The sequence below is a fragment of the Streptomyces sp. NPDC020996 genome (assembly GCF_040641355.1).
Lineage (GTDB): Bacteria > Actinomycetota > Actinomycetes > Streptomycetales > Streptomycetaceae > Streptomyces.
In genome coordinates, this window is sequence record NZ_JBFADM010000071.1 from 1 (window position 1) to 22,027 (window position 22,027).

General features: G+C 70.0%; 24 protein-coding genes. 8 read left to right on the forward strand and 16 right to left on the reverse strand.

Features of this window, described 5'->3' with window-relative positions:
- Positions 1 to 116 precede the first annotated feature (116 nt).
- Positions 117 to 263 carry a hypothetical protein gene (locus AB0G63_RS33370; protein ID WP_360758146.1) on the reverse strand — a complete coding sequence of 49 codons (147 nt, stop codon included), beginning with the start codon at positions 261 to 263 and terminating at the stop codon, positions 117 to 119.
- A 193-nt stretch (positions 264 to 456) separates the two neighbouring features.
- Here AB0G63_RS33370 and AB0G63_RS33375 point away from each other — a divergent pair, with 193 nt between their 5' ends.
- The gene (locus tag AB0G63_RS33375) at positions 457 to 966 is read left to right on the forward strand and encodes a hypothetical protein (protein ID WP_360758233.1); all 510 of its coding nucleotides are present in this window, start codon (positions 457 to 459) and stop codon (positions 964 to 966) included.
- Here the strand turns inward: AB0G63_RS33375 and AB0G63_RS33380 are convergent.
- Positions 914 to 1,708 (reverse strand): IS5 family transposase, encoded by a 795-nt coding sequence (locus AB0G63_RS33380; RefSeq protein ID WP_360758148.1) that lies wholly within the window; start codon positions 1,706 to 1,708, stop codon positions 914 to 916. The genes AB0G63_RS33375 and AB0G63_RS33380 overlap by 53 nt on opposite strands.
- A 288-nt stretch (positions 1,709 to 1,996) precedes the next feature.
- Between AB0G63_RS33380 and AB0G63_RS33385 the strand changes: the two genes are divergently transcribed.
- Positions 1,997 to 2,194: a hypothetical protein gene (locus AB0G63_RS33385; protein ID WP_360758151.1), complete on the forward strand. Its 198-nt coding sequence runs from the start codon at positions 1,997 to 1,999 to the stop codon at positions 2,192 to 2,194.
- A gap of 330 nt (positions 2,195 to 2,524) precedes the next feature.
- Here AB0G63_RS33385 and AB0G63_RS33390 read toward each other — a convergent pair whose 3' ends face one another.
- Positions 2,525 to 3,322 carry a helix-turn-helix domain-containing protein gene (locus AB0G63_RS33390; protein ID WP_360758153.1) on the reverse strand — a complete coding sequence of 266 codons (798 nt, stop codon included), beginning with the start codon at positions 3,320 to 3,322 and terminating at the stop codon, positions 2,525 to 2,527.
- A gap of 127 nt (positions 3,323 to 3,449) precedes the next feature.
- Between AB0G63_RS33390 and AB0G63_RS33395 the strand changes: the two genes are divergently transcribed.
- On the forward strand, positions 3,450 to 3,650 hold the full coding sequence (locus AB0G63_RS33395; protein WP_360758155.1) for a hypothetical protein: 201 nt from the start codon (positions 3,450 to 3,452) through the stop codon (positions 3,648 to 3,650).
- Positions 3,651 to 4,090: 440 nt separating this feature from the next.
- Here AB0G63_RS33395 and AB0G63_RS33400 read toward each other — a convergent pair whose 3' ends face one another.
- Positions 4,091 to 4,423, reverse strand: coding sequence for a DUF296 domain-containing protein (locus AB0G63_RS33400; protein ID WP_360758157.1), 333 nt, complete (start codon positions 4,421 to 4,423; stop codon positions 4,091 to 4,093).
- Positions 4,420 to 5,181 (reverse strand): helix-turn-helix transcriptional regulator, encoded by a 762-nt coding sequence (locus AB0G63_RS33405; RefSeq protein ID WP_360758161.1) that lies wholly within the window; start codon positions 5,179 to 5,181, stop codon positions 4,420 to 4,422. The genes AB0G63_RS33400 and AB0G63_RS33405 overlap by 4 nt, the downstream gene beginning before the upstream one ends.
- 131 nt (positions 5,182 to 5,312) lie before the next feature.
- Between AB0G63_RS33405 and tgmA the strand changes: the two genes are divergently transcribed.
- The 5 genes from tgmA to AB0G63_RS33430 all read left to right on the forward strand — a co-directional run bounded on the left by tgmA (position 5,313) and on the right by AB0G63_RS33430 (position 8,927).
- Positions 5,313 to 5,579: a putative ATP-grasp-modified RiPP gene (tgmA, locus tag AB0G63_RS33410; RefSeq protein ID WP_360758162.1), complete on the forward strand. Its 267-nt coding sequence runs from the start codon at positions 5,313 to 5,315 to the stop codon at positions 5,577 to 5,579.
- 12 nt (positions 5,580 to 5,591) lie between these two features.
- Positions 5,592 to 6,551 (forward strand): ATP-grasp ribosomal peptide maturase, encoded by a 960-nt coding sequence (tgmB, locus tag AB0G63_RS33415; protein WP_360758165.1) that lies wholly within the window; start codon positions 5,592 to 5,594, stop codon positions 6,549 to 6,551.
- Entirely contained in the window at positions 6,544 to 7,665 is a 1,122-nt protein-coding gene (tgmC, locus tag AB0G63_RS33420; RefSeq protein WP_360758167.1) for an ATP-grasp peptide maturase system methyltransferase, read from the forward strand. Before tgmB ends, tgmC begins: the two co-directional genes overlap by 8 nt.
- A 177-nt stretch (positions 7,666 to 7,842) precedes the next feature.
- Positions 7,843 to 8,739, forward strand: a complete 897-nt coding sequence (locus AB0G63_RS33425; RefSeq protein ID WP_360758170.1) for a helix-turn-helix transcriptional regulator — start codon at positions 7,843 to 7,845, stop codon at positions 8,737 to 8,739.
- A complete protein-coding gene (locus AB0G63_RS33430; RefSeq protein ID WP_360758173.1) occupies positions 8,736 to 8,927 on the forward strand; it encodes a DUF397 domain-containing protein in 192 nt (63 codons plus the stop codon). Before AB0G63_RS33425 ends, AB0G63_RS33430 begins: the two co-directional genes overlap by 4 nt.
- An 89-nt stretch (positions 8,928 to 9,016) precedes the next feature.
- Here AB0G63_RS33430 and AB0G63_RS33435 read toward each other — a convergent pair whose 3' ends face one another.
- The 11 genes from AB0G63_RS33435 to AB0G63_RS33485 form a co-directional block, all read right to left on the reverse strand.
- The gene (locus tag AB0G63_RS33435; RefSeq protein ID WP_360758176.1) at positions 9,017 to 10,174 is read right to left on the reverse strand and encodes an LLM class flavin-dependent oxidoreductase; all 1,158 of its coding nucleotides are present in this window, start codon (positions 10,172 to 10,174) and stop codon (positions 9,017 to 9,019) included.
- 52 nt (positions 10,175 to 10,226) lie between these two features.
- Complete coding sequence (locus AB0G63_RS33440; RefSeq protein WP_360758179.1) at positions 10,227 to 11,540, reverse strand: SfnB family sulfur acquisition oxidoreductase; 1,314 nt, start codon at positions 11,538 to 11,540, stop codon at positions 10,227 to 10,229.
- Positions 11,541 to 11,562: 22 nt separating this feature from the next.
- On the reverse strand, positions 11,563 to 13,005 hold the full coding sequence (locus tag AB0G63_RS33445) for an NtaA/DmoA family FMN-dependent monooxygenase (protein ID WP_360758181.1): 1,443 nt from the start codon (positions 13,003 to 13,005) through the stop codon (positions 11,563 to 11,565).
- Positions 13,002 to 14,321, reverse strand: a complete 1,320-nt coding sequence (locus AB0G63_RS33450; RefSeq protein WP_360758184.1) for an acyl-CoA dehydrogenase family protein — start codon at positions 14,319 to 14,321, stop codon at positions 13,002 to 13,004. Before AB0G63_RS33450 ends, AB0G63_RS33445 begins: the two co-directional genes overlap by 4 nt.
- Positions 14,318 to 16,057 carry an ABC transporter ATP-binding protein gene (locus tag AB0G63_RS33455; RefSeq protein WP_360758186.1) on the reverse strand — a complete coding sequence of 580 codons (1,740 nt, stop codon included), beginning with the start codon at positions 16,055 to 16,057 and terminating at the stop codon, positions 14,318 to 14,320. The genes AB0G63_RS33450 and AB0G63_RS33455 overlap by 4 nt, the downstream gene beginning before the upstream one ends.
- On the reverse strand, positions 16,054 to 16,935 hold the full coding sequence (locus tag AB0G63_RS33460) for an ABC transporter permease (protein ID WP_360758188.1): 882 nt from the start codon (positions 16,933 to 16,935) through the stop codon (positions 16,054 to 16,056). The genes AB0G63_RS33455 and AB0G63_RS33460 overlap by 4 nt, the downstream gene beginning before the upstream one ends.
- Complete coding sequence (locus AB0G63_RS33465) at positions 16,935 to 17,936, reverse strand: ABC transporter permease (RefSeq protein WP_360758192.1); 1,002 nt, start codon at positions 17,934 to 17,936, stop codon at positions 16,935 to 16,937. The genes AB0G63_RS33460 and AB0G63_RS33465 overlap by 1 nt, the downstream gene beginning before the upstream one ends.
- Positions 17,937 to 17,949: 13 nt before the next feature.
- Positions 17,950 to 19,596, reverse strand: a complete 1,647-nt coding sequence (locus AB0G63_RS33470; RefSeq protein WP_360758194.1) for an ABC transporter substrate-binding protein — start codon at positions 19,594 to 19,596, stop codon at positions 17,950 to 17,952.
- A complete protein-coding gene (locus tag AB0G63_RS33475; RefSeq protein ID WP_360758197.1) occupies positions 19,596 to 21,062 on the reverse strand; it encodes an NtaA/DmoA family FMN-dependent monooxygenase in 1,467 nt (488 codons plus the stop codon). Before AB0G63_RS33475 ends, AB0G63_RS33470 begins: the two co-directional genes overlap by 1 nt.
- A gap of 50 nt (positions 21,063 to 21,112) precedes the next feature.
- Positions 21,113 to 21,667, reverse strand: a complete 555-nt coding sequence (gene ssuE, locus AB0G63_RS33480; RefSeq protein ID WP_360758201.1) for an NADPH-dependent FMN reductase — start codon at positions 21,665 to 21,667, stop codon at positions 21,113 to 21,115.
- A 223-nt stretch (positions 21,668 to 21,890) separates the two neighbouring features.
- Positions 21,891 to 21,980, reverse strand: a complete 90-nt coding sequence (locus tag AB0G63_RS33485; RefSeq protein ID WP_360758204.1) for a putative leader peptide — start codon at positions 21,978 to 21,980, stop codon at positions 21,891 to 21,893.
- Positions 21,981 to 22,027 lie beyond the last annotated feature (47 nt).

Sequence of the window (22,027 nt, forward strand, 5' to 3'; positions counted from 1 at the left end):
GCCGACGCCTGCGCAAGCACAAAATCTTCGGCTACCTCACCCCGGCCGAGACCAGGCAACGGCATCAACACACCCTCGCGGCATAACCATCGAGTATCCAAGATCACGGGGAAACTTCAACCGACCGCTTCCACCGAGACGGCGACGACGCCTACCTGATCATCAGCAAGCACCCCGTCCTCCTCCCACCCCGACTCGCTGTCCTCATCGAACGACAGATCACGAGCCCCTCCTGCCGCACCTCCGTGCTCCAGCAGTCGCACACCGGGACACCTGGCTTCCTCTTTCCGGGCCCGCCCCCAAGTCGCCCCCGCGGCCCTCAGAAGCCGTATCTCAACCGAACTTGATCGCGTGGTTCCTGCTGGTCAGGCATGGTTCGGTTCGGAGTGAGGGAGGCATGCGGCGTCTTGTGTCCGCTTCGTGGTCGAGGGGTGCGCGGTGGCGTCGGTGCTGGGAATGCTGGAGGAGCGGGAGACGGCTGCCCGGGTGCGGGTGGAAAGTCTGCGGGAGGACGTCGCGCGGCTGGCTGAGGTGTTGGAGGCCGCGGAGATCGAGCTGGACCGGCGGGTGATCGCGCGGGAGGAGCTGATCGAGGCCCTGGCTGTCTCTGCGGCTGAGTCCACTGCCGTGACCGAGGCCGGGACGGAGCGGGAAGCCGCGTCCTCGCCCGTGCCGGGCTCGACGGTGCCGCCGTGGCGGGACGGGTTGCCGGTGACGGTTCTGGCACCGGACTATCAGCGGCTTCTGGGTGTGCTGGAGGAGGGACGATCAGCGGGCAGGGGGCCGCTGAAGGCCAGGGAGATCGCAGTGGAGCTGGGCTTGGAGACGACGCCGGCGAAGGTCGAGGGGGTGCGCTCGAAGGCAAGGCGCCTGGCGGAGCGCGGGTGGCTGGTGCAGGAGTCGTCAGGGATGTTCAGCGCCGGTCGGCGACCCGTGCCCGTGCCAGGCGCCGGCCCATCCGCGTGATCATCGACCACTGGACCACCGCCTCGCTGGTAGCGGGCAGGGTTTCGTAATCCCGGGCCAGACGACGGGAGTTCATCAACCATGCGAACGTGCGCTCTGCCACCCAGCGTCTGGGCAGCACCACGAATCCCTGCATGTCGTCGGTGCGCTTGACGATCTGCAGGGTGAGGGCGAGTTTCCGCCGGCACCAGTCGACCAGGTCGCCGGTGTAGCCGCCGTCGGCCCAGACCAGGGTGATGTCGCGGTGCAGGCGGCGCAGCCGCTGAAGCAGGCCCGCGGCGGCGTCCCGGTCGCCGATGTTCGCGGCGGTGACCGCGACGACCAGGAGCAGGCCGAGCGTGTCGGTCACGATGTGCCGCTTGCGGCCCGGCACCTTCTTCCCGCCGTCGTAGCCGCGTGAGGCGGCCGGCACCGTCGCGGCGGCCCGCACCGACTGCGCGTCGATGATTCCGGCCGTGGGCTCGGCCTCACGGCCCTCGCGCTCACGCACCTTTCCGCGGAGCCGGTCGTGGAACTCGGTGATCAGCCCGTGCTCGCGCCAGCGGCGGAAGAAGGCGTGGACCCGGCCCCAGGCGGGGAAGTCCGCGGGCATCGCCCGCCAGGAGATCCCGCCCGCGACCAGGTACCGGATAGCGTCCAGCATCTGGCGGTGGCAGTAGCCTTCGGGCTGTCCGCCCCGCCCCTGAAGCCAGGCCGGCACCGGCAGCAGCGGCCGAATGGCCGCCCACTCCGCGTCCGTCATGTCCGACGGATACCGGCGCACCCGGTCCGGATGATCGGCCGCGTTCCCGTACGCGTGCGTGAGGCAATCACACGATCGGGAGCCCGAGTTGAGACCAGCGGGCGTGAGCGCGTACAACTGCGACAACAGGGCCTCCTGGTACTGCTCGGTTCGGTTCGCACCTCCGCGCTACCAAGGGGCCCTGCCTTCCTGCGCCGACCGCCAGAAGATCATCCCGGCGAGAAAACTGTTCGACTCGCACGTTCCATGATCGGTTGAGATACGGCTTCTCAGACCGTCAGCCACTACATGAGGCAGCACGGCCTGCCGGGCATCGGCGCCCGCAACACGGCCATGATGGAAGCGATCAGCGACCTCCCTCCGATCGTGGTCAGCGACCTCTTCGGCATCCACCCCAACACCGCCTACGCCTGGGCCCAGTACGCCCAGAACAGCTGGGCCGAATACCTCGAAGCCGTTCAGGCCACCGATGATGGCGATCGTTGAAAACGGCCACCCCGTCGGGTGCTGACCAGACCTGCTCACCCGGACTCCCCACTTGCGGGGTGGTTGACCTGAGGAACGCCATACCTCTGGGGCTGCTCGTCAACCATGCCGCTGCCAGGGCCCGCCTGGGCTGGGTGGGACCGGCCATCGCGCCAGCGACGCCGAAGGCGCCTTGACAGGGCAAGTCGGCCGACGAGAAGGACGGGAACGAGCAATAGCGGCAGCGGTCAGCGGTTGGTGAGCTGTTTTGGAAGGCGGAGCTCCTGTAGGCCAGGGATGGTGAAGCGGATGCGCAGGCAGCAGATGCGGCTCGGGTCTCCCGGGTACGGCTCAGAGAATTGCGTGGAAGGCCCGGCTGAGTCGCTCGGCCTCCTCGAACATCTCCATCCGTGCGGCGGTAGGCAGTTTCGTGCGGCAGTAGCCCTTTACCTCGTTCCGCAGCTCCTCCGGCATGTGGACGGTGTCACTGAGATAGAACAGTTCGGTTCGTGCGCCTTCGACGTTCGGAGCTGACGGCCACGCCGCCGCTGCGTAGAAGGCAATGCCCTGCAGGAGCTTGCCCAATTCGAACCAGCGGAACTCGGCGCGCGGGGTCCGCTCGTTCACCAGGTCGATCACCTCATCCAGTACGTGCGACAACAAGGGCAGGATGGTCGGGTCAGGCTCGTCAGCCTGCTCCAGTCGGGTCCTGATCTCGCGCAGCGGCGCGGTTTCGGACTTCTCCAAGCCGATCACCCGAAGGGCTCCCAGGAACTCCTCGAACCGGCCAGCCTCGGTTGTCTGGAGCGTGACGGCAATGCCGATGGCGGAGCCGGCCTGGAAGAGAGCCAGCAACCGGTCTCCGGGTTGTCCGGGGATCCTGGGGCCTACCGGGGCGGGAGCCTGTCCGAGGGCGATCGCCCGCAGAGCGAGCAGGCGCCCTGGGTCCAAACCCAACGCTTCGGCCAGTAACGTGACCGTTTCCTCTCTCGGCACCGGCCCCGCGACGATGTTGTTGACGGTGCCGCGGCTCACGTTCGCCTTCTGCGCGAGCTGGGTCCTGCTCAAGCCCATGCTGTTCCGCTTGTCTTCCAGCTGCCTGCGCAGTTCGGCGAGCGCCGCTTCAGGCCCAAGGTCGTTCGTGCTCACATGCCCCCCAGCATCGGGTGTCTATCAGTGTCCAGGAGTCCACAGCTTTGTCCAGATCGACCTTGTTCAACACCGATTCCAGGAAAGTCGGTCACGTCAACGCCCCCGACCTCTGCTGGAGATCGTTGTGAATCACCTGGCTGTCGTCCTGCTAACCACCGCCCTGGTCGTCGTGCTCGCCCTTCTGGTCAGCGCCACCACGGGCGTGCTCGCCCGCCTCGATGGCACTACCTACCCCACCGCCCTCGCCCGCGCTGGCGCGGCCTTCGCCGCCGTCCTCGCCCTTGCCGCCGCCATCACCGGCGTGCTCGTCCAGGTCTTCAGCTGACGCCTCTGCAGTCCCGCTCCTCGCTCGGCCCCAGATCGATACTCTCGTCGATCCGGGGCCGAGTTCTTCGTACGCCGCGGCTTTTCAAGGCAGACCGTCGGATGAGGACTTCCGGAGCAGCTCGGCCCATCGTCAACCGATCATTCCTATCTTCCTCGCAGGTCAGGACGGACCGAACATTCAACGGACGGGCGGCCTCGCAGCCCTTGCTCGCTGAACCTCCCCACTCGCTTCGAACAACCTGAGGAACCATGAGCAGGGGCGGGGAAATCCGCGGGTTCTCATCACCGAATAGCGCAGGGTTGGAACACCGCCTCTTCACCAGTGGCGCGGCCCGATCACGTGTCGGCCGGTGGAGTCCGCAGCTCGGAGCGGACGGTCGTGCCGCTACGCGGCTCTCTCAGGGGCGGGCAAAAACCCTGGTACGGGCCTACGGGCCTTCAGCGGACCGGGATGACGTAGGCGCGGGCGAAGTGGGTCGCGATGTGGGCCTCGTGGAGGTGCCCGGCGACGGCGCGGTCGCCTTCGACACCCATGACGACGTGGAGGTGGACGAAGCCGTTGCGGATCTCGCCGGTGCCGGTCATTTCGCCGGGCAGGTGGTACTTGGTGATGGTGTCCTTGAGCGCGTCGCCCTCGGGCATGGTCGAGACGGTGAAGGAGTCGGCGGCGCCGATCAGGGAGACGATCGCGGCGTCGGTGACGCCCGCCTTGGCGGCTTGGCGGTTCAGCTCGTCGACGAGTTCGCCGTCGGACACTTCAAAGACGATCACGCAGGACTCCGTCCGATCATGGGGCTCAGCTCTCGTAGCATGACCGACGAGCACCAGCGGGCACCAGAGTCACGGGGGTTGAGCGCCTCTCTCGCGAAACGGGTGGCGAGAAAGTCCGCCCGGTGGGCGTAATCCGTGGGGCGGGAGGCGATGCGGCCGGCGGTCATCCAGTCCACGGCGCAGACGCGGGAGGTCACGGCCGTCATGTAGAGACGGCGGACTTCCTCGTCGTGCGCCAGGACGCGGGCTACCTGGTCTGCCTGGCCCTGCCCGGGGAGCTTGGCGAGGATGCCCGTGGCGTTGACGCGCAGGATCGGCATGTCGCCGCCGAGCATCCATCGGCGCAGGTTAGCGGTGGCTGCCTTGTCGGCCAGCGACGCCGTGACGATGTCCGTGCCGTGCGTGGTCTGGACCCGGGCCAGGGGGCCCGGGTCGCGGTCGGCGATGCTGGCCGCCATCTCGGCGGCAAGCGCGCCGTGCGTGACGGCAAGGGTGGACAGTCCCAGGAAGACTCGTCGGTTCACCCGGTCGAGCGTAGCTTCCATGGCCAGTTGTCCGGGAGGGACACCCAGTACGCGGGCCAAGTGCCCGATCCAGTGCTTGCCGGGGACGACCTTGCCGTTCTCCCACCGCTTGACCGCGTCCCGGCCCGGTGCGCCGGTGGGATCACCTGCGGAAACAGCGAGTTCCTCGGCGAGCCGGGCTTGAGTCCACTGTTTGAGGGCGCGCAGATCACGGATCAACTGTCCGACAGGCATGGGCACATGATGCCCCCAAAGATGCCCCTCCGCCGTGGGCCCGGCACAGTTCACCCTTGTGGGGGCACATCGTCGAGGTTGTGCGCTCCTGTACGGCATCACCGGATGAAAAACCAGGAAGGGACATGCGAATGAGCCTTTTATGCACGGACGCCACCCCATCGGCCCCGTGGGGGCTGCGCCGTATGGCTCCGATGCGCAACGGAGCCTACTCGCCGTGGCGGTACGCGGGAATCGACCCGGCCACGCAGACCGGCCGATGGATCGGCGAGGACGGCACGATGACGCCGGCCGAACTCGGCAAGCACGGCACGAGCGTGAACACCTACCCGCCCACGCAGGTCAGCAAGGACGGAAAGCAGGACTCCGATTCCGGCCACGACGCGACTCAGGACTGAAGGGGCTGCTCCATGGACGGACGCCCAGTGCTGGTCTGTACGGAGTCCGAGGACGCAACCGCCGATCTGGTCATCGCGGAACTGAACCGGCGCCGGGTGTCTGTCCTGCGATTCGACCCGGGGCGTGACTTCCCGGTGCCCGGGACTCTCACCGCGCGGATCGGGGCGGGAGGCTGGAAGGGGCGACTGATGGTCGGGGAACGTGCGGCCGACCTGTCCGCCGTACGATCCCTGTACCATCGTCGGCCCAGCCCGTACCCGGCGGACAGCGGTGCACAGATGGCCCGGTTCGTTGCGCAGGAGAACAGACGCGGCTTGGGCGGCGTGCTGGGCGCACTGCCCGGGTGCCTGTACCTGAGCCACCCGCAGGCCATCGCACGGGCGGAGTACAAGCCCGCACAGCTGACCGCGGCGATCCGGGCCGGGCTCACTGTCCCGGCCACCCTGATCACGAACGACCCGGGGGAGGCCAAGGCGTTCTGTGCCGCGCAGCCGACCATCTACAAGCCGATGCACGCAGGGCCATACGAGGCCGAGGGCGAGCCCGCCGGGATCTGGGCCGCGCCGGTCGAGGCGGGCGAGATCGACGGCGCGGTGCGTTGGTGCGCGCACCTGTTCCAGGCGAGAGTGCCCAAGGTGGCCGACGTACGGGCTGTCGTCGTCGGAGAGCAGGTGTTCAGTGCCCTGATCACCTCCCCGCCCGGCGTCGTCGACTGGCGGGCCGAGTACCGCAGCCTCACCTATGAACCGGTGCTCTGCCCGGACGAGTTGCACGGGGCGCTGACGCGGTTCGTCGCCGGGTTCGGTCTGCACTTCGGGGCCTTCGACTTCGCTGTGACCGACGACGGCACATGGTGGTTCCTGGAGTGCAATCCCAACGGTCAATGGGCGTGGCTCGAAGCCGTGGCCGGGCTGCCCATCACGAACGCGATCGCGGACCTGTTGGAGAACGGAGCGAGCCCGCATGACTGACTTCCTGGCCTCGAAACATCTTCGGGCCGCCCTCGCGCGGCGCCTGTCCGAGTCCGGGGTGCTGCGCAGTCCCGACGTGGAGGCCGCCGTCATGGCCGTGCCCCGCGAGGCGTTCCTCTCACACGGCTGGTTCGAATACGACGAGGGGGGCTGGTACCGGCCCGTATACGCGCACTTCCCGGAGGGACTGGCGCGGATCTATGAGGACGACACCCTGGTGACTCAGGTCGCCGGGGGAGTCTTCCCCGACCAGGTCGAGGGGCGCATCGCCGCGCCCCCGTCGTCGTCGTCCACCCTTCCGAGTCTGGTGGTGCGGATGCTGGAGGACCTGCGGGTGACCGCCGGCACGCGCGTTCTCGAAGTCGGCACGGGTACGGGCTACTCGACCGCACTGCTTTGCCACGTCGTCGGCGAAGACAACGTGACGACCGTCGAGGTCGACGCCGAGGTGGCCGCCCGCGCCGGAACGGCGCTCGCTGGCGCCGGTCACTGGCCCGCCCGCGTGGTCGGTGACGGACTGGCGGGCTGTGCGGAGGGCGGTCCGTACGACCGCGTGATCGCCACGTGCGCTGTGCACACCGTGCCCGCGGACTGGCTCGCGCAGATCCGTCCGGGGGGTGAGGTCCTGGTCACGGTCGGCGGGTGGATGCACGCCTCCGAACTGGTACGGCTCACGGTTGCCCGGGAGGGCGTGGCCGAGGGACCGGTGCTCGGAGGCCAGGTCTCGTTCATGCCGGCCCGTCCCCATCTGCCGCCCCCGCTGGGCATCCTGCCGGACATCGGTGAGGGCGACGCGGTGCCCGCCGCACTGGGCGCGGATGTGCTCGACGACTGGACGGCCCGGTTCGTCGCGCAGTTCGCGGCGCCTCGCGCGCAGCGGCTCACTCTGGAACGCGGTGGGCGTACGGAACACGTCGTGATCGACGTGGGTGCTGGGGCGTGGGCGGTCGTCTTCCAGGACGGCGCCCGGTGGATGGTGCGGCAGGGCGGCGCGGTGCGCCTGTGGGACGCGATCACCGAGCGCCTGGCCCGGTGGCAGGCGGACGGACGCCCGCCGGCCGACCGCATGCGGCTTCGTGTCGGCCCTGAGGGACAGCACCTCACCTGGGCGTGACCGCGTGCCGGCGCTGCACCATTCGGCGTGGGACGTGCGTCCGGAGGCCACGTACGCGGGGTCCGCGTACGGGCGCGCGGGGTTGACAGTACGCGAAACCGATTCCTCACGTCGGGTGTTGAGCATGGGGCGGCGCAAGGTGGCCGCCGCGGTGCGGTACGCGGAGAGGGGCGGTGGATGGACAGCGTCAACGGTGACGAGGCCCGGACCGGACAGACGGCAGAGGCGGACGACGAGGCGGTTCCGGCCGGGGTGTGGGAGCGGGAGCCCCATCCGTCGGACAGCCTGCGCACCTTCGGCGCGGTCGTCCAGGCATTGCGCGAACATGCGGGACTCAGCCGCGCCGAGCTCGCCGTGCTGGTCCAGTACTCCAAACACACCGTGGCCTCGGTGGAGTTGGGCCGCCGGATGCCGGACCAGGCGTTCATCGAGCGCGCGGAGGAAGCGCTCGGCAACACCGGTGCGCTGCGCAAGGCCGCCCGCCATCTGACACGGGGCGAGGCGGGCCTCGCGGCGTGGTTCCGGCGGTGGGCACGGCTGGAGCGGGAGGCGGTGAGCCTGTGCACGTATGAATGCCGGCTGCTGCCAGGGTTGTTGCAGTCGGAGGCGTACGCGCGGGCGGTGTTCGACAACAGCATCCCGCTGCTGACCGATGAACAGACGGAAGCGCAGCTCACTGCCCGAATGGGACGCCAGGCGATGCTGCGGGAGCGGCCGACCGTGCCGTTCAGCTTCATCGTGGAGGAGTCGGTCTTCCGGCGCGGGCTGGGCGGGCCACAGGTGCAGGCGAGCATGCTGGACCATGTGCTTGAACTGACCGCGCCGCGCAACGTGACGTTCCAAGTGGTGCCGCTGGAGCTGGAGTTCCACGGGTGCCTCGACGGCCCCGTGCGAATCTTGGAGACCCAGGAGGGGAGGCGGCTCGGGTACTCGGAGGGGCAGCAGAACGGGCGGCTGATCTCCGACCCGAAAGAGATGAGCCTGCTCTGCCGACGCTATGACACACTGCGCTCGCAGGCCCTCAACCCGAGAGAATCCCGGGACCTGCTGGAGCGACTCCGAGGAGAGCCATGAGCAGCGGTACGACGGAACTCGCCTGGTTCAAGTCCAGCTACAGCGGTACCCAGGGCGACGACTGCGTTGAGGTCGCGATCGCCGAACAGGCCGTGCACATACGGGACTCCAAGGACGTGACCCGCCCGGCGTTCGCGGTGAGCCGTGAGCGCTGGGGGCAGTTCGTGCGGTTCGCGTCGGGGGACTGAGCTTGAGGTTGTGCCGGTGTGAACCGGCAGGGCGACCTGGAGGAGCCCGGTGGCGACCGGCGGGCAGTCCGCCGGTCGCATCGCGGTGCTCAGCTCACGACGGGTGCCGGGGCGGCGCCGAACGGTACCGACGCGCGTGAGACGACCGGGGCCGGGTGGCGCCACAGGCCCCGGCGCGTGAGTTCGGGCAGCACGCCCTCGCCGAACCAATAGGCCTCCTCGAGGTGGGGATAGCCCGAGAGCACGAACTCGCTGATCCCGACCGAGCGGTACTCCTCGATCAGGTCGGCGATCTCGGTGAACGAGCCCACCAGAGCGGTCCCGGCGCCGCCCCGCACCAGCCCGACGCCGGCCCAGAGGTTGGGGTAGATCTCCAGGTCGTCCTTCGAGCCGCCGTTGAGTTCGAGCATGCGGCGCTGTCCCTCGCCGCCCGAGCGGCGCAGTCCCGCCTGGATGCGGTCGATGTCGGCCTGGTCGATCTGGTCGAGCAGCCGTCCCGCCTCCGCCCACGCGGCCCCGGATGTGTCCCTGGCGATGGTGTGCAGCCGGATGCCGTACCGGAGCGTCCGGCCGTGCTTCGCAGCCGCGGCGCGGACCCGGTCGAGCTTCTCGGCCACGGCGGCCGGCGGCTCACCCCAGGTGAGGTAGACGTCGGCGTGCCTGGCGGCCACCTCGATGCCCTCGGGTGAGGAGCCGCCGAAGTAGATCTCGGGCTGTGTGTCGGGGAGGTTGTTGAGGCGCGAGTTCTCCACCGACAGGTAGCGGCCCTGGAAGTCGACCGTCTCGCCGGCCCACAGCGCCTTGGCGATGGTCAGGAACTCGTCGCAGCGCGCGTAGCGCTCGGCCTTGTTGAGGAAGTCGCCGTACATCCGCTGTTCGTGGTCCTCGCCGCCGGTCACGATGTTGAGCAGCAGGCGGCCGCCCGAGAGGTTGACGAAGGTGCTCGCCATCTGGGCCGCGAGGTAGGGACCGACCGAGTCGGGGCGCAGCGCGACGAGGAACTTCAGCCGTTCCGAGAGGGAGTTGACCATCGCCGTGGTCACCCAGGCGTCCTGGCACCACGCGCCCGTGGGCGTCAGCGCGGCTTCAAAGCCGAGCTGCTCGGCCGATCGCGCGATCTGCCCCAGGTAGGGCACGGACGCGGGCCGGCCGGCGGTCTCCGCGGCGAGTCCATGGCCGCCTCCGATGATGTGGCGGCCGTCACCGCCGTTGGTGGGGAGGAACCAGTGGAACTTCAGGTCGTTCACGAGTACATCTTTCGTTGTCGGGTCGGGTCGACGTTCGGGGGCAGGCGCGTCGTCAGAGCTGGCCGTGCCGGGGCGGCAGGTGCCGCTCGACCGCCCAGCGGCCGAGGTGCTGCAGCTTCCACGCCGCCGGGTCGTGCAAGCTGTGGGTGCGGGCGTTGCGCCAGTGCCGGTCGAGCCCCTCGACGCTCAGCGCCGCCCGGGTTCCGGCGACTTCGAGAAGGCGCGAGCCCACCTCGACCGACACCCGTGTCGAGGAGGCGCGCGCGGCGGCGACGGCGAGGCTGGCCGCTGCGGCCGACTCCGCCGAGAGGTCGCCGTCGGCCGCATCGACGGCACGCCCCGCCTCGGCCAGGAGCGCCTCCGTGCCGCGCACCGCCAGTTCCATCTCGCCGAAGGCGTGGACGACCACCGGGTCCTGCGCGGCGCGCTCGATGCCGTGGATCGCCACCGCGTCGGGGTAGGGACGCGACTTCGTCATGACGAAGGCGGCGGCGTCGTCGAGCGCCGCCCGCGCGATGCCGGTGTCGATGGCGGCGTGGATCAGCTGGGCGAAAGAGCCGTACGTCGTGGGGCCGTCGAAGACCTCGGCGTAGTCGGTGATCCACTCCTCGCCCACCAGGACGTCCGTGAAGGTGGCCGTCCCCGAGGCGGTGGTGCGCTGGCCGACGGCGTCCCAGTCGTCGACGACCGAGACCCCGTCGGCGTCGCGGCGCACCCAGGCGACGTGCATCGGCCCGTCGGGCCCGAGGTGGGCCAGCACGGGGATCCAGTCGGCGAAGAGCGCGCCGGTGCAGTAGAACTTCGTGCCGTTGAGCCGCCACCCGTCACGGTGGGAGTCGCGGGTGAGGGTGGTGCGGAAGTCCCGTACGTGCTTCGTGCCCAGCTCGGACTGGGCGTTGCCGAACCACCGGCCCGCCAGGACCTCGCCGAAGAGCCGCTGCTGCTGCGCCCGGCTGCCCTGCAGCCGCAGCTGGTTGACGTAGATGAAGTGGCTGAGCGGGATCTGGCCGAGGTTCGGGTCGCCCCGGCTGATCCGCCGCACCACCTCCGCCACGACCGATGCGGGAAGACCGGGACCGCCGAACGCGCGCGGGACGGTGATGGCCAGCAGGCCGCTGCCTGCCAGCCGGCGGAGCTGTTCGAACGGCAGGATCCGCTCCCGGTCGCGCGAGGCGGCCCCGGTGGCGAACTCCTCGGCGAGCCGGGCGGCCGCGGCGAGCGCGCCCGCGGCGTCGAGCACCTCCACCCGCGCGGTCTCCCCGCCGGGCCGGCGCGAATCGGCCGGCCCGCCGAGGAGTTCGGCCGGCGCCTCGCCCGCCGCCCCGCCCTCTGCGGTCGCCGGAAGCCGGTCCTCCTGCAACGTCATGAGATGTGCACCCTTTCCCGGATCAGTGACTGGGCGTCAGCGCGGCCTGTTCCGCAGCCTGTTCCGCTTCGGCCCAGCTGCGCGGGCCGTTCGTGAAGGCTCCGCGGTAACGGGCCGCCGGATGACGCTCGGAGAGCCGGTCCTGGCCGAACAGCTTGCGGCGCAGCGTGCCCTCGCCGTACTCGCTCTGGGCGAGGCCCCGCTCGCGCAGCACCGGCAGGACCTTGTCGGCGAACTCCTGGAAGGACCCGGGGATCACCCAGTTGATGACGTTGATGCCGTCGACGCCGGCGGCCTGCCACAGCTCGACGGCGTCGGCGATCTGCTCGGGCGTGCCCACGACCACGGTGTCCTCGAGCCGCTGGATGGCCAGGTCGCCGACGGTCGGCTCGCGGTCGGTGATGTGCTTGCGCAGGTGCTCCAGGAAGCCCTTGACCGTGTTGGTGTCGACCTGGCTCAGCGGCGTGTCGGCGGGGTAGACCCGGCCGGCCTTGTCGACGATCGCGGAGTGCGCGGCGTAGCCGTCGGAGCTGACGTACTGCTGGTACCACGCGAACTTCTCGCGGGCCTCCTCCTCGGTGTCGCCGATGACGAAGGAGAGCCCCTGGTGGAAGGTGATGTCGTGCGGGTCACGGCCGTACGACACGGCGAGCGCGCGGGTCTCCTCGATCTGCTGGCGGGCGATCTCCGGCGTCGGGGCGATGAGGAAGACGGCCTCGGCGTTGCGGGCGGCGAAGTCGCGGCCCGGGCCCGACGAGCCGGCCTGGAAGAGCAGCGGCGTCCGCTGCGGCGAGGGGGCCGGGAGGAACGGGCCCTCGACGCGGTAGCGCGGCGAGGAGTGGAAGATCTTGTGGATCTTGCTCGGGTCGGCGTGCCGGCTGCCCGCCTTGTCCTGGACCAGCGCGCCGTCGTCCCAGGAGCCCTCCCACAGCTTGTAGGTCACGTCGACGAATTCGTCTGCCCAGCGGTAGCGCTCGGAGTGGTCCTCCAGCGCCTCGTAGCCGAAGTTGCGGTAGCCGTTGTCCTGGGTGCCGGTGACGATGTTCCACGCGATGCGGCCCTTGGAGATGTGGTCCAGGGTGGTCAGCTGGCGGGCGAAGTTGGTCGGGTGCTGCTGGAAGACGTTGCTGGTGACGGCCAGGCCGATGTGCTTGGTGTGCGCGGCCAGAGCCCCGACGAGCACGGCCGGGTCGTTGCTGGGGATCTGCAGGCCCTCGTTGACGTAGACCGAGTAGTCGGCCTCGGCGTCGCCGTAGAGGCCCACGACGTCGGCGAAGAACATCGAGTCGAACTTCGCCTCCTCCAGGATCTTGGCGAGGCTGATCCATGTCTCGACGTCGTTGAAGTTGTGCTGCTGGGCGTCCGGGCGGCGCCACTGGCCGTGGTGGATGTGGCTCGTCGTGTTCATCACGAAGGCGTTGAGGAACAGGCGCTTGCGCTTGGCGGGGGTGGTGCTGAGGGTCATGAGGCACTCCTGTGCGCGGTGATGTGTGCGGTGTCGTGGGTGTGGGCGGTGGCACTGTCGCTGAGGCTGCTCGTCCGGTTCGCCTGTACGGCCTGCCAGGTGCGGGTGATCCACTCGCTCGGCGAGGTGCCGTTGAGCGCCGCGTCGCCCACGATCGTCTGGCGGTAGATCAGCGGGTTGTGCGAGGCCAGGGTGCGGGCGTTGCGCCAGTGCCGGTCGAGCCGGAAGCGCTCGGTCACCGCCGACGCGCCGCCGACCTCGAAGATCTCCGTCGTCAGGTCGAGCACGAGCTCGATGACCGCCGTCTGGGCCGCGAACACCGCGAGGTCCGCGGCGTCGAAGAGCTCGGGGGTGGCCTCCTGCCCGAGCTGGGCCCGGTGCACCCGGTCGAGCTCGTCGACGGCCGCCAGTGTCGTCGCACAGGCGCCGAAGGACTTCGACCGGACGCGTCCGACGACCTGCTGGATCTGCGGGTCGAGCCGCGGCTGGGGGTACAGCGGGTTGGCGAGGTTGCGCCCACGCTGCTGGACGAAGGCGGTGATGTCGCGGACGGCCGCCCGCGCGATGCCCGACAGCGTGGCGAGGTGGATGAGCTGGAAGACCGCGAACAGCGTCGTCCCGCGGAAGGCGCCGTTGGGGTAGACCTCGACGTCCTCGGGCGCGATCCGGACGTCGTCGAAGACCGTCGTGCCCGACCCGGTCAGGCGCTGGCCGAAACCGTCCCAGTCGTCGATCCGGCTCACACCCGGGGCGCCGGCCGGGACCAGGACGTTGGCGCTGTGCTCGGCGTCGAGCGTCGCGGTCGTCTGGATCCAGTCGGCGAACAGGCTCCCGGTGGAGTAGAACTTCCTGCCGCTCAGCGACCAGCCGGCGGCGTCGCCGGAGCCGGCCGCGCGGACCGTGGTGGCGTTCTCCCAGAAGGAGCCGTTGCCCTGCTCCGACTGGGCGTTGCCCACGATGGCGCCCGCCGAGACCCGCCGCAGCCAGCGCTCCCGGAGTTCCGGGTCGTGGTGCACCAGCAGCGACTCGACGAAGCCGATGTGGCCCCGCCACAGCTGCGGCAGGTTGGAGTCCGCCTCCGCCAGCGCGATGAGCAGGCGGAAGAACTGCGGCAGGCTCGCACCCAGCCCTCCGAACTCCACGGGCACCCGGACCCGGCCGAAGCCGGCCGTCCGCAGCGCCTCCACCTCGTCGTACGGCAGTCCGCGGTCGGCCTCGCGGTCGATCGCGCCGCGGGCGATCTCCTCGAAGACCGGCTCGAACCGCTCGCTCAGCTCCGCGTCGGTGATCCCTCCGCCGAGGGTGTCGCCGCTCATGCCTGCGAGATCCGGGGCAGGGCGGTGAGGAGCCGCCGGGTGTAGTCGTGCCGAGGGCGTTCGAAGACGTCGTCCGCGGTGCCCGACTCGACGGCCTTGCCGTCCTTCATGACGAGAATCCGGTCGCTCATGTGGTGGATCACGCCCAGGTCGTGGGAGATGAAGAGGTAGGAGACGCCGAGCTCGTCCTGGAGGTCGGTGAGCAGGTCGAGCACCTGCGCCTGGATCGAGACGTCGAGGGCCGACACCGGCTCGTCGCAGACGATGACGCCTGGCTCGGGGGCCAGCGCCCGCGCGATGGCGACGCGCTGGCGCTGGCCACCCGACAGGCGCAGCGGGGCCGAGTCGAAGTGCTCCTCGCGGAGCCCGACCTGCTCCAGGAGCCTGACGGCCCTGCCGCGCGCCTCCGCCCGCGAGGAGGGCGGGGTGGGCCCGGTGGCCAACGCGTCCGTGAGGATGCGCCCGACCGGCCACCGGGGGTCGAAGGAGCTCAGCGGGTCCTGGTAGACCACGCCGATCCGGTGGCGCAGCGGGCGGCGCTGCGCCTGGGTGAGGCTGGACCAGGCCTGGCCGTGCAGCAGCACCTCGCCGGCGGTCGGACTGATCAGCGACAGCGCGATCCGGGCGGTGGTGGTCTTGCCGGAGCCGGACTCGCCGACGATGCCGAGCGTCTCCCCCTGGAAGAGCTCGAAGGAGACGTCGTCGACGACGGTGCGGTCGATCTTGTCCGGGCCGGTGTAGACCTTGGTGAGGTGGCGGGCGTCGATGACCGGGCGGTCCCGCTCGACCGCCTTGCGGGTGCGGACGGATGGCGAGCCGGCGGCGTCGCCGTCGTCGGCCGGCTTCACCAGCCGCTGGCCGCGGGTGTGCTCCGACGGCACCGCGTCGAGCAGCGCCTGGGTGTAGGGGTGTCGCGCGTCGCGCAGGATCTCGTGCGCGGGACCCTGCTCGACGATCTCGCCGTCCTTCATCACCGCGATGTCGTCGGCGAGGCGGGCCACGACGGACAGGTCGTGGCTGATCAGGATGATCGCCCGGCCGCGCTCCTTGGCCTCGATGAGCAGGTCGAGGATCTGGGCCTGGATGGTGACGTCGAGGGCCGTCGTCGGCTCGTCGGCGATGAGCAGCGGCGGGTCCAGGGCGATCGCGCCGGCGATGAGCGTGCGCTGGCGCAGGCCGCCGGACAGCTCGTAGGGCCGCTGGCGCACCTTCACCTCGGGCTCGGGCACGCCGACCGAGTCGAGGAGCTCGATCGCCTTGGCCTTGCGCGACGCCCTGGTGCCGACGCCGTGGAGCTTGAGCGGCTCCGCGACCTCGTCACCGACCTTGCGGAGCTGGTCGAGGGAGACGAGCGCGTCCTGGAGGACGAAGCCGACCTCCTTGCCCCGGATCCGGCGCCAGGCGCGTTCGCTCTGGCGGGTGAGGTCCAGGCCGTCGAGTGTCATCCGGTCCGCACTCACCCGTGAGTCGCCGCCGGTGAGGCCGACGAGCGTACGGGCGGTGACGGACTTGCCGGAGCCGGACTCGCCCACGATCGCCAGGCAGCGGCCCGGGTGGGCGGCGAAGGAGATGCCGTGGACGACCTCGCGATCGCCGAACCGGACGCGGAGCCCCTCGACGCTGAGCAGCGGCGCGTCGGGGGCCGCTTCGTCGGGACGGGCGGACTGTCGGGTCACGGCCTCGTCGGTGATGGTGTCGCCGGCTGCGGTTTCGGTGGTGGGCGGCGAGACGGTCATCGGGCCGCTCCTTCCAGTCGCTGTCGGATCGCCCGGCCGAGGGTGGTGACCGAGATGGCGAAGAGGACGATCACGAGGCCCGGGAGGACCTCGAGCCACCACTGGGTGGTGATGTAGTTGCGCCCGGAGTCGAGGAGTGCGCCCCACTCGGGGCTCGGCGGCGGGACGCCCAGGCCGAGGAAGGCCAGGGACGAGGCCCACACGATGGACTGTCCGACGCCGAGGGTGACGACCGCGACCAGCGGGCGCATGGCGTTGGGGAAGAGGTGGTGGCGCAGGACCGTCCACCTGCTGTGCCCCAGGGCGTGGGCCGACTCGATGTAGCCGGCCTGGCGCACGTTGAGGACCTGGCCGCGCACCATGCGGGCGTAACCCGGCATGGAGCTGATCCCGACCGCGATGATCGACGTCTTGACCGACGGCCCGAAGACGGAGATCACGAGCAGTGCCGCCAGCAGCGACGGGAAGGCGAACAGGACTTCGAGGACGCGGGTGATGACCGTGTCCACCACGCCGCCGGCGAGTGCCGAGACGAAGCCGAGCACGATGGCCAGGCCCATGGCGATCGCGGTGGCGCCGAGGCCGATCCCGAGGGAGAGCCGGGTGCCGTGGACGACTCGGCTGAAGACGTCGCGGCCGGCCTCGTCGGTGCCGAAGAGGTGGTGCCACGACGGCGCGGCGAGGGCGTCGGTCAGGTCGACGTGGGTCGGCGTCGTGGTGGCGAGGACGCCGGGCGCGATCGCGGCCAGCACGACGAGCGCTGTGAACACGGCCGAGAGGGTCGCGCCGAGACCGAGGCCGAGGCTCCGGCGGACGGCCCGCCGGGGCTCGGCCGCCTCCGCGCTGACCGGGTCGGGGCTGAGCGAGACGGTGGTCATTAGGCACGCAACCTTGGGTCGATGGCGGTGTAGGCGAGGTCGACGAGGAGGTTGGCGACGACGTAGATCGCGGCGACGACCACGACGACTCCGGCGACGGTCGGGACGTCGCGCGTGCTGACCGCGGTGTTGAGGACCATGCCGATGCCGGGCCGCCCGTAGATGTTCTCCACGATGACCGCGCCCGAGACGAGCGCGCCGAGCGCCCAGCCCGACAGGGTGACCGCCGGCAGCACCGCGTGCCGCAGCGCGTGCCGGAGGCGTACGGCGGTGTCGCTCATGCCCCGGGTACGGGCGGTGGTGACGAACGGCTGGTCGAGGACCTTGTCGAGCTCGTCACGGATGACCTGCCCGAGGAATCCGCTGAGCGGGATCGCCAGGGTGAGCACCGGGAGGACGAGGCCCGAGGCGCCCGAGCCGCTGATGACGGGGAAGAGCGGGATCTTCACCGCGAGGACCACCAGCAGGATGACGCCCACCCAGTAGTGCGGCAGGCTCGCGGTGAACGCCTCGAAGACCGAGCCGAGTCCTTCCAGGGCCCGTCCGCGCTTCACGGTGAGCAGCGAGACCGCGAGCGCGATCACCCAGGCCACGACGAGCGCCGAGACGGTCAGTACGAGGCTCGGCACGATCTGGGCGCCGATCACCTGCGTGACCGGCTGGTACTGCGTGTAGGACGTGCCCAGGTCGCCCTTGAAGAAGCCGCCGAGGTAGTGCAGCCACTGGGAGACCAGCGGGTGGTCGAAGCCGAACTCGTGCCGCACCGGCGCCAGTTGGGCCGCGGAGTAGTTCTGCTGCTTGCCGTTGCGCATGTTGAGGATCGCCGTCGCGCGGTCGCCCGGGATCAGGATCTGGGCGAACCAGGCCAGGGAGGCCGCCGCGAGGAGCACGCCGACCGCCGAGGCGATCTTGACGGCGGCCCTGCGGGCGGCCCGCGCGGTCGCCCACGCGGGCCGCCTCGGCGTCGCGAGCGACGCCGGGTCAGGGGTGATGGCAGTCATGACAGACCTCGAATCACTGCTTGCCGGTGAAGTACGCGTCGGAGAACACCGGCTCGCCCTGGCTCTTCTCGACCCAGAAGTCGTGCAGCTTGTTCGAGACGGCGATCAGCGTGTTCTGGGTGTAGAGCCCGACGCCTGCCGCGTCGTCGTTGATGATCTTCTGGGCCTGCTTGTACTGGCCGAACCCGGCGGCGGTGTCGGTGTTGGTGTTGGCCTTGTCGATCAGCTTCGTGAGCGTGGAGTTGTTGTAGAACGACTGGTTGTTGCCGTTCGGGTTGTCCTTGGTGGACTCACGCCAGACGATCCAGAGGATCGCCGGGCTGGGGCTGGTCCAGTACGACGCCTGCGCGTCGTAGCCGTCCGGGCCGCTGTACTTGCCGCCCCATGCCTCGGCCTGCGTGGCGGGGACGAGGGTGACGCCGAAACCGTTCTGCTTCCACTGCTCCTGGAGCGCCTGCAGGACGGTCGCGCCCTCGCTGGTGAAGATGTATCCCGCTCCGTAGACGAGCCGGACCTTCAGCTTCTGGCCGCCCTTGGCGTAGATGCCGTCGGCGCCCTTCTTCCAGCCGGCCTGCTTCAGCAGCTGGGCGGCCTTGCCGGGGTTGTAGGGGTACGGGTCGGTGCCGAGGTAGCCGGGGGTCGACTGCGAGACCGCGGGGTTGGGCTCGTAGGGGATCACGTCGTGGAAGCCCGCCTTGACCGCGGCCTTGCGGTCGGCGGCGTAGGCGAAGGCCTGCCGGACGAGCTTGTCCCTGAACGGCCCCTTCGCGGTGTTGAGGTAGAACGAGACCGGGTGACCCGGGGTGATGTAGCGGATCGTGTTCTTGAACTTGGCCTGGGCGTCCTTCCAGTTGACGGTCGGGACCTCGTAGACCACGTCGGACTGGCCGGTGGTCAGCGAGGCGTAGCGCGAGGTGCCGTCGGCGACGAACTTCCAGTCGATCTTGTCGACGTACGCCGGGCCGTGGTGCTTCGCGGTCGCGGGCCACGAGGTGTAGTGGGGGTTCCGCTTGAAGACGACGTTCTGGCCCTTGTTCCACTTCTCGACCGTGAAGGCGCCGGAGCCGATCGGCTGCTCGCAGTTCTGCTCCTTCGTCCGGGTCTTGAGCGCGTGCTCGGACTGGATGCCGAAGTAGCCCTGCGTGATCAGGCGGAGGAACTCGGGGTAGGGCTTGGTGAGGTGAATGGCGACGTGGGTCGCGTCGATCGCCTCGGCGTTCTTGAAGTAGGGGTCGATCGACACCTTGGCGGTGCCGTTGAGGTCGCTCTTCTCGAACTGGTTGAAGTTGTAGGCGACGGCCTCGGCGTCGACCGGGGTGCCGTCGGTGAACTTTACGCCGTCCTTGAGGGTGAAGGTGTAGGTCAGGCCGTCGGCCGAGGTCTTCCACGAGGTGGCCAGCCACGGCTTGACGCTGCCGTCCTCGGCCTCGGTCACCAGGCCGTCGAGGACCTGGCGGGAGATGTAGGCCTGCTGGATCCAGCCGCCGAAGATGCAGGGCGGCTCCTGGACGTGCGTGTAGGTGATCGTGCCGCCCTGGACGGGCTTACCGCCGGTGCTGCCGGCGGAGCCGCTGCCGCCGCCGCAGGCTGCCAGCGTGAGACTCGTGAGTACGGCGCCGACGGAGGTGACGGCGAGACGGGGTCTGGTGAAGTGGGTCATCAGCTGGCTTTCTCTGCAAGGGGGTTGGGCGTGGGGAGCGGGTCCGAGATGCCCTCGGGGCGGGGGAGGTTCCTGCCGCCGCGGTAGCGGGTGGCGGGGTGGTTGGGAGGGAGCCGGTCGCCGCGGCCGAAGATCCGGTCGCGGAGCGACTCTGACTCGTCGTACGACGTGCGCAGCCGGCCCCGGGCCCGCAGGACGGGCACGACGAGTTCGATGAAGTCCTTCGCCGTGTCGAAGGTGTGGTACTGGAGCAGGTTGATGCCGTCGAGGCCGAGGTCGTCGAGCCAGTGCTCGATCGCGTCGGCGGCCTGCTCGGGGGTGCCGACGACCGAGAGCGGGTGGCGGGAGATGTCGCCGAAGCCGGCCAGGAACTCACCGACGGTGCCGTCGGACTTGATCTGCCGCCAGCGGCCGGCCCGGCCGTCCTCGACGGCGATGTCGGCGAGCGGGGTCTCGGGCGGGAGCGCGGTCGGGTCCCACGCCAGTCCGGTGTGGGCGAGGTAGCCCTCGGGGTCGGACAGTTCCTGGAAGCGGGCGGCCTTGGCGCGCGCCTCCTCCTCGGTCGGCGCGACGATGACGCCGGCCGTCGTGATCACCTTGAGGTCGTCGCTGGTCCGGCCGGCGTCGACGGCGGCCTGCTTGAGCTCGGCGACGAGCTCCTTGATCGCCTCGGGGGAGCCGCCGCCGGTGAAGACGACCTCGGAGTGCTTGCCTGCGAAGGCGATGCCGTCGGCCGACTGCGTCGCGGTGAAGAGCACCGGGGTGCGTTGGCGGCTCGGGCTGGGCAGGTGCGGGCCCTCGACCTTGAAGTGCTTGCCGACGTGGTCGATCGGGCGGATCTTCGCCGGATCGGCGAACACGTTGTGCTCCCGGTCGGCGATGATCGCGTCGTCGTCCCAGCTGCCCTCCCAGAGCTTGTAGAGCACGTCGAGGTACTCGTCGGCGATCTCGAACCGCGTGCTGTGCTCGACCTCGTCCGGCAGCCCGTGGTTGCGGGCGGCGTTGGGCAGGTAGGACGTGACGATGTTCCAGCCGACGCGGCCCTTGGTGAGGTGGTCGAGCGTGCTCGCCCGGCGGGCCCAGGCGAACGGCGGCTCGTACGTCGTGGAGAAGGTGATCCCGAAGCCGAGGTGCTTCGTCACGGCGGCCATGGCCGGCACGACGACGGCCGGGTCGTTGTTGGGGATCTGCAGACCCTGCTTGATCGCGGTCTCCGCGGAGCCGCGGAAGGTGTCGTAGGTGCCGACGACGTCGGCGAGGAAGACGGCGTCGAAGCCGCCCTTCTCCAGCAGCTGGGCCAACTCGGTCCAGTAATCGATGTCGTTGAACCGCTCGCGGTTGTTGTCCGGCAGCCGCCACAGGCCGTGGGTGATGTGGCTGACGCAGTTCATCTCGAAGAGGTTGAGGATGAGCCGCTTCTTCCCTGGGGAGCGCGGTGGTCGAGCGGATGGCTGGGTGCGGGACATGGGGGTCCTTCGGGGGTGTTGCTGGGTGGTCCGGAGTCCGGCCCGGGGAATCAGGCAGCGGCGAGGACGTGGTGCCGGGCGGTGAGCGCGGACGAGAAGGCGTCGGCGACCCGGTAGACCTCGCGGGCGGTGTCCTCCTGGACGGTGACCGCGCCGTCCGGGGCGACCGTGATGTGCTTGTCGACCACGAACCAGCCGGGCAGTACATGGTCGGCGCCCATGGAGGTGAGCACCGGCCTCAACGCGTAGTCCACGGCCAGGACATGGGCCGGGCTGCCGCCGGTGGCCAGGGGGAGCACCGCCTTGCCCGCGAGGGCGTACTGGGGCAGCAGGTCCAAGAGGGTCTTGAGCAGACCGGAGTAGGCGGCCTTGTAGACGGGTGTCCCTATCACCACACCGTCGGCCTGCTCGAACAGCCGGGCCGCGGCCTGGATCGCGGGGTGGCCGAAATCCGCCCCCAGCAGCGCCTCGGGGGGCAGCGTGCGCACGTCGAGCGGGATCACATGGTGTCCCTGCCCGGCCAGACGCGTGTCGAGGTGGCGCAGCAGGCGACCGGTGCGGGAGGTCGGGGACGGGCTTCCCGAGACGGAGAGCACGGTGGGCATGAGAGGGCTCCTTCACAGAGGGCAGGGCGGCGGCGCACACGGGAACGCCGGCCGTGGGCTGCCGTTCCGCACCGACCGAGGCGGTGGAAACGGGCAGGTCACGGCTGCGTGAGGGGATGAAGAAGGGAGGCGCCGGACCGGCGGAAGGTCAGGAAGGACGCCGCCCGGCTGCGGGCAGGCGACACCTGGGGGTCACGGCGGGAAAGCGCGAGAGGAGGCCCGCTCAGCGGGCGGCGCGAGGCGAACAGAGGCCGCTGGACACACGCACGAGGTCGACATGACGTCGACGCGTGAGGTCCTTGGGCTGGTTCATGTGAAGGATTTAAGCAGACAATGTGCCGATCGGTCGAGAGAGTCCGT

Excerpts from the sequence above, each read along its gene's own strand:
- AB0G63_RS33375 (WP_360758233.1), top strand. The coding sequence starts at position 457 with ATGCTGGAGGAGCGGGAGACGGCTGCCCGGGTGCGGGTGGAAAGTCTG.
- AB0G63_RS33380 (WP_360758148.1), bottom strand. The coding sequence starts at position 1,708 with ATGACGGACGCGGAGTGGGCGGCCATTCGGCCGCTGCTGCCGGTGCCG.
- AB0G63_RS33385 (WP_360758151.1), top strand. The coding sequence starts at position 1,997 with ATGAGGCAGCACGGCCTGCCGGGCATCGGCGCCCGCAACACGGCCATG.
- AB0G63_RS33405 (WP_360758161.1), bottom strand. The coding sequence starts at position 5,181 with ATGCCTGTCGGACAGTTGATCCGTGATCTGCGCGCCCTCAAACAGTGG.
- tgmA (WP_360758162.1), top strand. The coding sequence starts at position 5,313 with ATGAGCCTTTTATGCACGGACGCCACCCCATCGGCCCCGTGGGGGCTG.
- tgmB (WP_360758165.1), top strand. The coding sequence starts at position 5,592 with ATGGACGGACGCCCAGTGCTGGTCTGTACGGAGTCCGAGGACGCAACC.
- tgmC (WP_360758167.1), top strand. The coding sequence starts at position 6,544 with ATGACTGACTTCCTGGCCTCGAAACATCTTCGGGCCGCCCTCGCGCGG.
- AB0G63_RS33425 (WP_360758170.1), top strand. The coding sequence starts at position 7,843 with ATGGACAGCGTCAACGGTGACGAGGCCCGGACCGGACAGACGGCAGAG.
- AB0G63_RS33430 (WP_360758173.1), top strand. The coding sequence starts at position 8,736 with ATGAGCAGCGGTACGACGGAACTCGCCTGGTTCAAGTCCAGCTACAGC.
- AB0G63_RS33440 (WP_360758179.1), bottom strand. The coding sequence starts at position 11,540 with ATGACGTTGCAGGAGGACCGGCTTCCGGCGACCGCAGAGGGCGGGGCG.
- AB0G63_RS33445 (WP_360758181.1), bottom strand. The coding sequence starts at position 13,005 with ATGACCCTCAGCACCACCCCCGCCAAGCGCAAGCGCCTGTTCCTCAAC.
- AB0G63_RS33450 (WP_360758184.1), bottom strand. The coding sequence starts at position 14,321 with ATGAGCGGCGACACCCTCGGCGGAGGGATCACCGACGCGGAGCTGAGC.
- AB0G63_RS33455 (WP_360758186.1), bottom strand. The coding sequence starts at position 16,057 with ATGACCGTCTCGCCGCCCACCACCGAAACCGCAGCCGGCGACACCATC.
- AB0G63_RS33460 (WP_360758188.1), bottom strand. The coding sequence starts at position 16,935 with ATGACCACCGTCTCGCTCAGCCCCGACCCGGTCAGCGCGGAGGCGGCC.
- AB0G63_RS33465 (WP_360758192.1), bottom strand. The coding sequence starts at position 17,936 with ATGACTGCCATCACCCCTGACCCGGCGTCGCTCGCGACGCCGAGGCGG.
- AB0G63_RS33470 (WP_360758194.1), bottom strand. The coding sequence starts at position 19,596 with ATGACCCACTTCACCAGACCCCGTCTCGCCGTCACCTCCGTCGGCGCC.
- AB0G63_RS33475 (WP_360758197.1), bottom strand. The coding sequence starts at position 21,062 with ATGTCCCGCACCCAGCCATCCGCTCGACCACCGCGCTCCCCAGGGAAG.
- ssuE (WP_360758201.1), bottom strand. The coding sequence starts at position 21,667 with ATGCCCACCGTGCTCTCCGTCTCGGGAAGCCCGTCCCCGACCTCCCGC.
- AB0G63_RS33485 (WP_360758204.1), bottom strand. The coding sequence starts at position 21,980 with ATGAACCAGCCCAAGGACCTCACGCGTCGACGTCATGTCGACCTCGTG.